The 12,480-nt window shown below is 37.8% G+C and carries 10 protein-coding genes; all 10 read right to left on the bottom strand.

All coding sequences use genetic code 11. From position 1 onward, the window contains the following. Nucleotides 1-3: 3 nt before the first annotated feature. On the bottom strand, nt 4-753 hold the full coding sequence (locus ACH9UM_RS00050; RefSeq protein ID WP_022003182.1) for a type II secretion system F family protein: 750 nt from the start codon (nt 751-753) through the stop codon (nt 4-6). After that, on the bottom strand, nt 716-1,921 hold the full coding sequence (locus ACH9UM_RS00045; protein ID WP_004847694.1) for a CpaF family protein: 1,206 nt from the start codon (nt 1,919-1,921) through the stop codon (nt 716-718). The genes ACH9UM_RS00050 and ACH9UM_RS00045 overlap by 38 nt, the downstream gene beginning before the upstream one ends. A gap of 6 nt (nt 1,922-1,927) precedes the next feature. Next, a complete protein-coding gene (locus ACH9UM_RS00040; RefSeq protein WP_004847693.1) occupies nt 1,928-2,941 on the bottom strand; it encodes a hypothetical protein in 1,014 nt (337 codons plus the stop codon). A gap of 201 nt (nt 2,942-3,142) precedes the next feature. Next, nucleotides 3,143-3,352: a pro-sigmaK processing inhibitor BofA family protein gene (locus ACH9UM_RS00035; protein ID WP_081017317.1), complete on the bottom strand. Its 210-nt coding sequence runs from the start codon at nt 3,350-3,352 to the stop codon at nt 3,143-3,145. A gap of 263 nt (nt 3,353-3,615) precedes the next feature. After that, entirely contained in the window at nt 3,616-6,177 is a 2,562-nt protein-coding gene (gene gyrA, locus ACH9UM_RS00030) for a DNA gyrase subunit A (RefSeq protein WP_009242960.1), read from the bottom strand. Between the two features lie 203 nt (nt 6,178-6,380). Further along, complete coding sequence (gene gyrB / locus ACH9UM_RS00025; RefSeq protein WP_004847685.1) at nt 6,381-8,318, bottom strand: DNA topoisomerase (ATP-hydrolyzing) subunit B; 1,938 nt, start codon at nt 8,316-8,318, stop codon at nt 6,381-6,383. Between the two features lie 11 nt (nt 8,319-8,329). After that, nucleotides 8,330-9,418 carry a DNA replication/repair protein RecF gene (recF, locus tag ACH9UM_RS00020; protein ID WP_004847684.1) on the bottom strand — a complete coding sequence of 363 codons (1,089 nt, stop codon included), beginning with the start codon at nt 9,416-9,418 and terminating at the stop codon, nt 8,330-8,332. Between the two features lie 63 nt (nt 9,419-9,481). Continuing rightward, the gene (locus ACH9UM_RS00015; protein WP_004847683.1) at nt 9,482-9,697 is read right to left on the bottom strand and encodes an RNA-binding S4 domain-containing protein; all 216 of its coding nucleotides are present in this window, start codon (nt 9,695-9,697) and stop codon (nt 9,482-9,484) included. A 12-nt stretch (nt 9,698-9,709) separates the two neighbouring features. Beyond that, nucleotides 9,710-10,819 carry a DNA polymerase III subunit beta gene (gene dnaN, locus ACH9UM_RS00010; protein WP_004847682.1) on the bottom strand — a complete coding sequence of 370 codons (1,110 nt, stop codon included), beginning with the start codon at nt 10,817-10,819 and terminating at the stop codon, nt 9,710-9,712. Nucleotides 10,820-11,106: 287 nt separating this feature from the next. Continuing rightward, the gene (dnaA, locus tag ACH9UM_RS00005) at nt 11,107-12,477 is read right to left on the bottom strand and encodes a chromosomal replication initiator protein DnaA (protein ID WP_004847681.1); all 1,371 of its coding nucleotides are present in this window, start codon (nt 12,475-12,477) and stop codon (nt 11,107-11,109) included. Nucleotides 12,478-12,480: the final 3 nt, after the last annotated feature.

Raw genomic sequence — 12,480 nt, 5'->3', positions numbered from 1 at the left:
AGCCTATACCTCAATATGAATGATTTTTCTTCCAAAGCTGTACGCTGCAATATATACGATTAAACAAATTGTCATGAAACACCTCCCCGCTGCATTTTCGTATAAAACACTTAGAAATTCTCCGAATGTCAGCTTCATGTATAAAATAATAAAAAACGGAACTGCACACATAATTTCAAATTCTAATTTTTTTGAAGCGAACATCGTTTGGATTTCCTGTTCCGTATCAATCTTCCCGCTTATAATCTTTACTGCATTTCGTATGATTGAAATACTGTCTCCTCCGCTCATCTTCGCAGATGAAAATACAGTGACAAAATCTTCTGTATCCTCTTGTTTCATTCTTTCGGAAAACTGTTCCATCACGCTGACTGCCGGCATTTTCATATCAAGCTGATGTACCATTTTTCTAAATTCTTTTCTGATCCTTACATTTTCTTCATACATAGGTGCGAGATCTTTTTCTGCTTCTCTTATCGCATTTTCTACAGAGTATCCCGCTTTCAATGCCGCTCCCATTGCCTGTATCGCATTACTGAATTGAACTCTGAATTCCTTTTCTTTTTTACGGCACAAATCACGAAGTCCGTCTCTTGCATATATAACCCATATGGGAATCATAAAAAATATCGGAAGAAAAGATTCGTAAAATACATATGTGATCAAAAGGATGACCGCTATCGACTTTACTGCCAAAAAAATGTATTCTGTTTTTTTAATATCCTGCAGCCACAAGTTTTCCGGTATTTTCAAGTTCAGCAACCTTCATAATGCTTCCTTTAACTTTTTCATTTTCTGTTCCCACCTCCTTAAACTCATATAATGTTTTTGTCTGTATCTTCCCATCCTCATATCCGAGTATCTCTTCAATCATAAGAACTTTTCTCGTTTTATCCCTGATTCTTCCAAGATGAATAATAATGTCCAGAGCCGATGCAACCTGCCTTTGAATCGCCTGCAAAGGCAGGTCTATTCCCATCATCATCATCGTTTCAATTCTGTGAAGCATGTCCTTCGGGTTATTTGCATGACCGGTTGACATTGATCCGCTGTGTCCGTTCAGCATCGCCGATGAAATCATATCTACAGTCTCTTCTCCTCTGACTTCACCTACAATAATGCGATCCGGTCTCATTCTTAAAGCCGATTTGATCAGATCACGAATCGTAACTGCTCCTTCTCCTTCCAAATTCGCTTCACGCGCTTCAAGTCTGACAAGGTTTTCAACTCCCTGAATCTGAAGTTCTGCATTATCTTCTATCGTAATAATCCTTTCTTCTTTTGGGATAAAATCCGACATTGCATTCAAAAAAGTTGTTTTCCCGGCTCCTGTTCCACCGCTCACAAAAATATTATATTTTGAACGGACGATCTTCCTGATAAACTCTGCCGCTTCTTTCGTTAAACTTCCCATTTTGATCAGATCATTCATCTTAATCGCTTTTGACGGAAATTTTCTGATCGTCATGATCGGTCCGTTCACTGCCACTGGCTTTAATACAACATTTACCCTAGATCCATCAGCTAATCTTGCATCGACAATAGGTGAAGTCTCATTGACATACCTGTTTGCCTCTCCTACAATTTGCTGTATCACATCGCACAATCTTGACTCTGAGAAAAAATGTCTGTTTGTCCGATATAACTTTCCCTCTTTCTCATAAAAAATGTTCTCCGTTCCGTTCACCATAATCTCTGTAATACTGTCATCTTCAATCAAATCCTGTAATATATCCAGTCTGCGAAAAGCATTAAACAGTTCCCTGCTCAATCTGATTTTTTCACTTAAGGGGATAAATTCTTTTTTAGACTCATCCTCTAATACAGTCCTTATAATTTCCTGAAGTTCTTCTTCCTTTGTTTCTTTTGTCATATCCATGCGATGCATAACTTTCTCATACATCAATTCTGCAGATATCATACTATGTCACTTCACTCTCATCTGTCGCTTCATGGTTCGTTTTAATATGTCCGAATATCCTGCTGTTTTTAAATTTTCTTCATATTGCCTCATTTTTGCCATAGAAATTTCATCTTGTATATAAGGCGTATATATACGACTACATTTTTTCAATATGTCGTAAAGCCCCGAAACACAATCACCAAGATCAAGGATTACAGCCTTATATATGCATTGGTCCATAATCGTATCCAAAAAATAGATCCATTCTTTCTTCGTCACTTCTCTTAGATCATTCTCATTTGAGATAGGCATGATATAATCCAATTGCTTATATTGCCCTGTCATAAGGCTTGCTTTCAAACCATAATCAATTCTCTCTTGCTTTAAGTAATACAGAAGATCTCCTAAATCTTGATTTTTTTCACCTTTGAAATAAAAATCATTTCCCGAATATCCTTCCATGTTGATATAAAGAGTCGGAACTTTTTCCGATATTTTTTCGCCTAAACAAAGTGCAAACTCTGTTTTTCCGATTCTGTGTATCGGAGAATAGATACCGATCAGACCGCTTTCTTCAGGTTCGTCACGTATTCCTATTTTTCTTTTTGGAGCAGTAAAATCACTTTGAACCGCATCATATTTTTCTTCTGTTTTTTTCTGCGGCTTATGTGCGGCTTTCGCCTCTTCTTCTCCTATCCCCGATTGAATGATCTTAAGAATCTCATCTGCCGACTGATATCGGAATATCGTCGTTTCTCCCTGTTTTTCCTCTTTTTTCATACTTTCTGACAATATAAATTTCTTTTTTGCTTTTACATTCCCCCTTATTTCAGAGACGCAGTCTTCCGCAATCAAAAGAATTTCTATCTCTGCTTTTTCCGCAAACTGCTCTATCTTTTTCACATTACTGAAAAAATGAAATTGAAAACGCATTCCGAAACGTTTTACTAATATGCTTAATAAATGTTCCGCATATTCTTTCTGCACATCACAAATCAAAAAATTACCTGCAATGCCTTTATATTGTTTTTCCGTCATAATTTGAATTTTGCCGTGAACTATACAGCACGAATAAAAATATACGATATCCGGTCTTTTTTACTCCCGGATTTTTGAATATCTGCTTTCCCTCAAAAACAGATGTTCCAACAGTTGATCTCTGTCGGTAAAATGCATTATAAACAGCAGATTCTATTTTGTCTACAACAAATTTTAAATCTGCTGTTTTTTGTAAAAAACTCACAAAATCTGATAACAAACAATCCCATAAAGCAGTCCAACCCCAGGAATTCCAAGCATTCCCGATGTCAAAAAAGAGACTGCATTCAAACCTACATTAATTGAAGATTCAGGTGGAATAACGTATTGATTTATAAAAAAAATAAGCGCCATTCCTATCACCGCACGGATCATAAAATTCACTGCCATGTACAAAACTTTCTTTCCCAGTTGTCCCGCTCCCTTTCTTTTTACGTATTACCTTTTTACTTTAATACTTTTTATAAATTATTTTATTCTATATCATCACCCATTATTACATCGTATTCTTAATAGAACATCATCCGTACTTCTGTTCGCAGCGCCGCAAAAAAAGACCGACAATGAACTTTTTTTCAATCTATTTATCGCAAACTTCTAACGATTGAAAAATCAGTTCATTATCGATCTTTTCACACAGATTAAACTATTTATCAACAATGTTTTCTCTGTTTTTATTTGTTTTCCACATCATCTGATACGTTATCTTCTGAATTATCCACTATAATTTCAGATGTATTTTCCGGCGAGTCGTCCTCTTCTTTGATTTCAACTTCTTCACCGTCAATTTCCGCTGAAGCTGTTCTTACTTTTGCTACACTTGCCACTTTTTCTTTCTCAGGAAGATTAATCAATTTTACTCCTGATGTTATTCTTCCATATTGAGAAATATCAGAACATTTCATTCGGATTACGATTCCTTCTGTATTGATGATCATGATCTCGCTTTCTTCATCTACAGCTTTCATACCGACTACATTTCCGGTCTTTTCTGTAATCTTATAGCATTTCACGCCTTTTCCGCCGCGATTTTGTTTTGTGAATTCTTCCATGCTTGTACGTTTTCCCATACCTTTTTCCGAAACAATCAGCATATCTTTGCCCTGACTGCTCATCTGCATACCGATGATTTCATCATTATCGCTCAAATTCATTCCTCTGACACCCATAGAAACACGGCCTGTGGAACGAACGTCTTTTTCGTTGAACCGGATACACTGTCCATATTTTGTAACAAGAAGAATATCCTGTGCATTATCTGTTACTTTTACTTCGATTAAAAGATCGTCTTCCCTTAATGAGATTGCCGCAAGTCCGGTCTTTCTCACGTTCATATAATCTTGGATCGGAGTCTTTTTAACAAGACCTTTCTTTGTTGCCATAAACAGATACTTTCCGTCTTCATATTCTTTGATCGGAATTGTCGCCGTAATTTTTTCATCCGGCATAAGCTGAAGTAAATTAATAACAGCCGTTCCTCTTGCCGTTCTTCCAGCTTCCGGTATCTCATATGCTTTCAGCCTGTACACACGACCTTTATTTGTGAAGAACATAATATAATGATGGCTCGTTGTAACAAATAATTCTCTTATAAAATCTTCTTCAAGCGTCTGCATTCCTTTAATTCCTTTGCCACCTCTGTTCTGGCTCTTGAACGTATCCATGCTCATCCGCTTAATGTATCCCATATTTGTCACAGTAATGACAACATTTTCTCTCGGAATCAAATCCTCCATCGAAATGTCAAATTCATCATAGCCGATATGAGTTCTTCTTTCATCTCCGTATTTTTCGGAAATAACAAGAATTTCTTTTCTTATAACTCCGAGAAGAAGTTTTCTGTCCGCAAGAATTGCCCTATATTCTTCGATTTTTTTCATCAATTCAGCATATTCCGCTTCCAGTTTTTCTCTTTCCAAACCTGTAAGAGCACGCAGACGCATATCCACGATTGCCTGTGCCTGCACTTCTGAAAGATCAAATCGAGAGATCAACTCTGCTTTTGCTTCCTGAACATTTTTCGATCCACGAATAATCTTGATTACTTCGTCAATATTATCTAAGGCAATGAGCAATCCCTGCAAAATATGAGCTCTTTCTTCCGCCTTATTCAGATCGTATTTTGTTCTTCTTGTAACAACTTCTTCCTGATGCTTTAGATAATATTTCAGCATATCTAGAATGTTCATGACTTTCGGCTCATTATTTACAAGTGCAAGCATGATCACTCCGAACGTATCCTGAAGCTGTGTATGTTTATAAAGTTGATTTAGGATAACATTTGGATTTACATCACGGCGAAGTTCGATACAGATACGCATTCCTTCCCTGCTTGACTGATCGCTTAAATCCGTAATTCCATCTACTTTTTTGTCTCTTACAAGTTCTGCTATTTTTTCAATAAGACGTGCCTTATTTACCATAAACGGAAGTTCTGTAACGATAATTCTGTTTTTTCCGTTCTGCATCGGCTCGATATTTGTCACAGCTCTTACTCTGATTTTTCCGCGGCCTGTCCTATATGCTTCTTCTATTCCTCTCGTACCGAGTATCTCTGCCCCTGTAGGGAAATCAGGTCCTTTGATAATTTGAAGAATATCTTCCATCGAAGTTTCTCCGTTTTCATCAATCTGATCGTCTATGATCTTTACAACGGCATTGATGACTTCACGCAGATTATGCGGAGGAATATTTGTTGCCATACCAACCGCGATACCTGACGTACCATTTACAAGAAGATTAGGAAATCTTGACGGAAGTACAACAGGTTCTTTCTCTGTCTCGTCAAAGTTCGGGACAAAATCAACCGTATCTTTATTGATGTCCGCCGTCATTTCCATTGAAATTTTACTTAAACGTGCTTCTGTATAACGCATCGCGGCAGCTCCGTCTCCGTCGACAGAACCAAAATTTCCGTGACCGTCAACAAGAGGATATCTTGTTGACCATTCCTGTGCAAGATTTACTAAAGCCCCGTATATAGAACTGTCTCCATGAGGGTGATATTTACCCATTGTATCTCCGACGATACGGGCACATTTACGATGCGGTTTATCCGGACCGTTATTCAACTCGATCATGGAATACAAAATTCTTCTTTGCACCGGCTTCAGTCCGTCTCTTACATCCGGAAGAGCTCTTGCCGCAATAACGCTCATCGCGTAATCAATGTAGGAAGTTTCCATTGTCTTTTTCAAATCGACTTCATGGACTTTGTCAAAAATATTATCTTCCATTCTTTATCTCCTTTTTACTGATTAAATTCATAGAATTACTTTTAGTTTGCTTCCGCTCCTATCCGGTAAGAAAATCTTCGTTCCTTGATTTTCTTACCGGTTTGGCATTTCCAATGCCAAACCATAGAATTGCTTTTCTGTAAAAAATCAAGTAAACCTGATTTTTTACCTCAATCAATTCCATGAATAGTCGCTGTAAAGTGCTATATATCCAAATTTTTAACGTATTTTGCGTTTTCTTCTATGAATTCGCGTCTTGGTTCTACTTTATCTCCCATGAGAGTCGTAAATGTGAGATCGAGTTCAGATGACGTTTCTTCATCCATCGTTACACGCAGCAAAATTCTATGTTCAGGATCCATTGTTGTTTCCCATAACTGGTCTGCATCCATCTCACCCAGACCTTTATATCTCTGAATTTTATTATTACTGTCTCGTCCTACTTCTGTAAGTATCTGATTTAATTCTTCGTCGCTGTATGCATACCATACTTTTTTATTTTTTTCCAGCTTATAAAGAGGCGGCTGTGCAAGATATACATAACCTTCTTTGATAAGATCGGGCATGAAACGATAAAGAAACGTCAACAGCAATGTGCTTATATGTGCTCCGTCTACATCGGCATCGGTCATAATAATGATTTTATGATATCTTAATTTTGAAATATCAAAGTCTTCATGAATTCCGGTTCCGAATGCAGTTATCATAGCTTTAATCTCGGCATTTGCATATATTTTATCGAGACGCGCCTTTTCTACATTCAAAATTTTTCCTCGAAGAGGAAGGATTGCCTGTGTGGCACGATCACGAGCCGTCTTCGCCGAACCTCCGGCGGAATCTCCCTCTACGATGTATATTTCACAATTTACAGGATCTTTGTCGGAACAGTCTGCAAGTTTTCCCGGCAAAGACATTCCTTCCAACGCCGATTTTCTTCTCGTAAGATCTCTTGCTTTTCTTGCAGCTTCTCTTGCCCGCTGAGCCATAACTGATTTTTCAACCGTAATTTTGGCAACGCTTGGATTTTGTTCCAGAAAAATTTCAAGCTGAGTAGACAGAATACTGTTTACCGCACCTCTTGCCTCGCTGTTTCCAAGCTTTTGTTTCGTCTGACCTTCAAATTGAGGATCTTCGATCTTCACGCTTACGATTGCAGTAAGCCCTTCTCTGATATCGTCTCCGGAAAGATTCGGTTCGCTATCTTTAAGCAGTTTATTTTTCCTTGCATAATCATTAAACGTCTTTGTAAGAGCGCCTCTGAATCCCTCGATATGAGTTCCGCCCTCCGGCGTTGTAATATTATTTACAAAACCATAAGTATTTTCACTGTAAGAATCGTTATGCTGCATCGCAATTTCCACTGCAACGCCGTCTTTCATCCCTTCACAGTAAATGATCTGCTCGTAAAGCGGAGTTTTACTTTTATTCAAATATGTGACAAACTCTTTGATTCCGCCTTCATAGTGGAACGTATGCTCTCGTAATTCTTCGCCTCTCCAGTCTCTTAATACAATCTTCAGACCTTTTGTTAAAAACGCCATTTCCCTGAAACGCTGTTTCAACGTATCATAATCAAACACCGTATCGTCAAATATTTCTGCATCCGGGAAAAACGTAACCGTCGTTCCTGTGCGATCAGGTTCACATTCGCCGACCACTTTTAATTTATATACAACTTTTCCTCTTTCATAACGTTGCTTGTATATCTGACCGTCATGATATATTTCTACTTCAAGCCATTCCGAAAGTGCGTTTACTACAGATGCACCTACTCCGTGAAGTCCTCCGGATACTTTATATCCTCCTCCGCCGAATTTTCCTCCTGCATGAAGTACAGTAAATACAACTTCAACTGCCGGAAGTCCCGCTTTGTGATTAATACCGACCGGAATACCTCTTCCGTTATCACACACTGTAACAGAATTATCTTTGTTAATATTTACTTGTATTTCATCGCAATATCCCGCCAGAGCTTCGTCTACGGAATTATCCACGATCTCATATACAAGATGGTGAAGTCCTCTCGTAGAAGTGCTGCCGATATACATACCGGGCCTTTTCCTTACGGCTTCCAGACCTTCCAGTATCTGGATCTGATCCGCTCCATATTCCGCGTCAAATTCTGTACTTGATGCACCCATGTAATACCCTCCTAATTTGCATTTACTGCATGTCCGTTCTTTATGTGAAATATCTTGTTAATAGAAAATCTGTGATTGACAAACTCATCCAGCCCTGTGCATGTTATGATCGTCTGTATATTATCGATACTATCCAATAAATAGTTTTGCCGATGTTTGTCCAGTTCAGACAATACATCGTCAAGAAGCAGGATAGGCGTATCATTTAATTCTTCTTTTACAAGTTCAATTTCAGATAATTTCAGCGATAAAGCCGCTGTTCTTTGCTGTCCCTGCGAACCGAATTTCCGAATATCCAGTCCCGCATCTGTCGTAAAACAGATATCGTCTCTGTGCGGACCGACTGTCGTACTCTTCATTCGCAGATCACGTTCCCTATATTTGCTCAAAGCAGTTTCAAACGTTATATTTCCGAGACTGCTCTCATATGTCAATGTGATCCGCTCTTTTCCTCCCGTCAGCTTGTAATGAATATCGGCAATAATATCATTGACCTGTTTTATAAACTGTTTACGCCGCTCTAATATTTTTTTTCCATATTCCGCAAGCTGCATGTCCCATATATCTAATGTCTCTATCAGATTTCTCTGTCCGTATATATCTTTTAACAAGGAATTTCTCTGATTAATGATTCGATTATAGTTAGAAAGATTATTGAGATAAATTTTATCGAGCTGTGAAAGTTCCAGATCAATAAATCTTCTTCTCCCTGCCGGTCCTTCTTTTATGATGTTCAGGTCTTCCGGTGAAAAGAACACAAAATGAACGATCCCGAAAAGTTCACCTGCTCTTCTGATCGGAACTTTATCGATGGCAATCCCTTTTGGACTGTTTTTCTTAAGATGCATGTCTATCTGAAAATCTATGTTCCTTTTCTCAATGATCGTCTCTATATGTGACTCATCATACCCGAATTGAATGACATCTCTGTCTTTCGTTCCCCTGTGAGACTTTGTTGTGCCCGATAAATATAAAGCTTCCAGTATATTCGTTTTTCCCTGAGCATTATCACCATACAGAATATTTGTCTTCGGATCAAATTTCAGATCAAGAAGATCATAATTTCTGTAATTTTTAAGCTTCAAAGATTTGATAACCATAACTTTCCCATCTAATTTATTTTACACGCTTTTTACATTTTTTTCAATGTTCGGATTCACCCTTTATTGTTTGACCGTCAACTCATTTTCTTCGTAAGATACAACGTCGTTCGGATACAGTTTACGACCTCTTCTCGTCTCAACTTCTCCGTTTACACTGACAAATCCGTCTTGTATTACTTCTTTTGCCTGCCCGCCGTTCTCAACAAATCCGGCTGCTTTTAAAACCTGTCCGAGCCGGATAAATTCTTCTCCGGCTCTCAAATGAAAAAATTCCATATTTTACTCCTTTTATACTGCTGCGTTAAAATTTACAGGAAGAATAAGATAAATATAACTTTGTGCCTCGTCTTTTATGAAACACGGCGCCTTTGCATTCATGAAATAAAGATCTACTTCTTCATCTTCGATCACTCGGAGCGCCTCGATCAAAAACTTCGGATTAAATCCGATAAGAAGGTCTTTGCCTTCTTTGATACACATAATATCTTCATCCATTGAACCGACCTGTGATTTTATTTTAAATTCCATTGATTCGTCTCTGATATCGATAATAAGCGGTTTTTTGTCTCCTTCTTTGATAAGCAAGGTAGCGCGGTCGATACATTCAAGAAGCTCTCTTTTATTTATTTTTACTTTCGTTTCATAATCGCTTGAGAGCATCTGATCTATACGGAAATATTCTCCTTCTATCAGTCTTGATACTACGATCGTCCTGTCGAATTCAAATACGATATGATTTTTCGTAAATGAAATATCTACATCGGCTTCTGCTTCCCCGCCTATGATCTTACTGATTTCCTGAAGTGTTTTTCCGGGAACGATTACCTTTTTAGGCGCATAAGAATCTTTCAGTTCTATTTTTCTGATTGAAATTCTATGACCGTCAAGTGATACGACTTTCAAAATATTATCTTCGATTTCAAAAAGTTCTCCTGTCATCATTTTATTCGTATCGCTGTCGGCGATCGAAAAGATCGTCTGACGGATTACTTCTTTTAGTGTAAACTCCGACACTGTTATAAAATCATCTTTCTCAATGTTCGGAAGATAAGAAAATTCATCTCCCGGAAGTGATGCGATTTTAAATTTTGCTTTTCCACCTGTGATAAGCGCCTGATTATCGCCTTGTGTATCTATGATAATTTCGTTGTCGGGAAGTTTCCTGACGATCTCTGCAAATATTTTTGCGTTAAGAGCCAAAATACCTCTTTCAATGATCTCTCCATCTATAGACGTTTCGATTCCAAGTTCCATATCGTTAGCTGTAAGTTTAATGACGTCTGTAGATGCGTCTATTAAAATACATTCGAGAATTGGCATCGTTGTTTTTGACGGAACAGCTTTGGAAACGATACTCACTCCTTTTGCCAGATTCTGTTTTGTGCATATGATTTTCATAAAAAAGTAACTCCTTTCGATCTGTGTGGAAAAGTCAGACGCGCACGAAATAATATAGATTTATATAAAATCAATTCCGCATTCGTCGTATTAGAGGCTGTGAATAAGTTGAAAACCATCTCAACCCCTTGAAAAATCAAGGTTTTCTGCTTGTGATAACTGTGTGGGATTCGAGTTGAAACGATGAGGAAAGTGTGGGTATAAATCTGAACCTCTTCAGGTCGATATTATGTTATTCACATCTTTTCCCATAGTTTTTAAGAAGTAATCTACATAGTTATCCACAATTATATCGGATTTATCTTCTTTTTTATAATGTTGACGGTATTATTAAGAGCTTCATCGGTTTTTAATTCGTTTTCGATCTTCTTAACGCCGTGATTGACAGAAGCATGGTCTTTTCCGCCTAAGATAGCGCCAATCGCCTTAAGAGGCGTATCCGTCAGAGTACGGCAAAGATACATGATGATCTGTCTTGGAAGGACGATTTCTGCATTTCGCTTCTTTCCTTTTAACTCTGAAATCGGAATATTAAAGTGTTCAGATACAATATCAATGATAAGTTCAGGCGTCACCTCTCGGTTATTATCCGGAGAGATCATATCCTTTAACGCCTCCGCCGCAAGCGGGATATCGATCTTTTTATTTTCAAGGTTAGAAAGAGCGATCAGCTTATTAAGAGAGCCTTCCAATTCACGAATATTCGATTTGATATTATTGGCAATATATTGCATAACATCGTCCGGAATATGGTATTTTTCAAGTCCGTCAAGTTCTTCTTTTTTTCTTAGAATTGCCATTCTTGTCTCATAATCAGGCGACGAGATATCGGCAATAAGTCCCCACTCAAATCTTGTCCTAAGACGGGCTTCAAGTGTCTCGATATCTTTCGGGGGTTTATCACTTGATATGATAATCTGTTTTCCCGATACATGAAGATGATTAAAAGTATGGAAGAATTCTTCCTGTGTACTTTCTTTTCCTATTATAAACTGAATATCGTCGATTAAAAGAACGTCGTTATTTCTGTACTTTTCACGGAATTTTGTCATGGCAAGTTCACTTCCCGTTTTACCGGCTTTCAAAGCGTCGATCAATTCATTCGTGAAAGTTTCACTTGTAACGTACAATACTTTTTTAGACGGATCGTTTGCAAGTATAAAATGAGCGACGGAATGCATAAGATGAGTTTTACCTAATCCGACGCCTCCGTATATAAAGAGAGGATTGTAAATCTCTCCGGGTGATTCCGCAACTGCAAGTGAAGCGGCATGCGCGAAATTGTTGTTACTTCCGACTACGAAAGTATCAAATGTATATTTTGGATTCAGGTTCGCTTTTTCATAAATCGCGTTAACACGGTTTTTCTTAATAATATTTTCCTTTTTTTCCTGAATAACCGCTTCATTGTCTGTAACAAAAGCAACTTCAAATTCAATTCCGGTTACTTCCGCAATGCAGACTTTAAAAGGAAGAAGATATTTTTCTTCGATATGTTCAAGGCTTGCCCTTAGTTGGACGAGAATATAAACGGTATTGTCCTTTACTTCATAAACTGTCAAAGGCGCAATCCAAGTAGTATAAGAAATATTAGATGAGCAGTATTCAAGTTTCATCTTATTTAATATCAAATCCCAGTTTTGTTCTACAATATTCATCAA

The sequence above is a fragment of the Mediterraneibacter torques genome (assembly GCF_044591705.1).
Taxonomy (GTDB): domain Bacteria; phylum Bacillota; class Clostridia; order Lachnospirales; family Lachnospiraceae; genus Mediterraneibacter; species Mediterraneibacter torques.
Note: the sequence above shows the minus strand (reverse complement) of the source record. Positions and strands in the feature narration are given on the sequence as shown.

Coding starts and splice junctions, on each gene's coding strand:
- gyrA (WP_009242960.1), bottom strand. CDS start 6,177: ATGGAAGATAATATTTTTGACAAAGTCCATGAAGTCGATTTGAAAAAG.
- ACH9UM_RS00015 (WP_004847683.1), bottom strand. CDS start 9,697: ATGGAATTTTTTCATTTGAGAGCCGGAGAAGAATTTATCCGGCTCGGA.
- dnaA (WP_004847681.1), bottom strand. CDS start 12,477: ATGAATATTGTAGAACAAAACTGGGATTTGATATTAAATAAGATGAAA.
- ACH9UM_RS00045 (WP_004847694.1), bottom strand. CDS start 1,921: ATGATATCTGCAGAATTGATGTATGAGAAAGTTATGCATCGCATGGAT.
- recF (WP_004847684.1), bottom strand. CDS start 9,418: ATGGTTATCAAATCTTTGAAGCTTAAAAATTACAGAAATTATGATCTT.
- gyrB (WP_004847685.1), bottom strand. CDS start 8,318: ATGGGTGCATCAAGTACAGAATTTGACGCGGAATATGGAGCGGATCAG.
- dnaN (WP_004847682.1), bottom strand. CDS start 10,819: ATGAAAATCATATGCACAAAACAGAATCTGGCAAAAGGAGTGAGTATC.
- ACH9UM_RS00040 (WP_004847693.1), bottom strand. CDS start 2,941: ATGACGGAAAAACAATATAAAGGCATTGCAGGTAATTTTTTGATTTGT.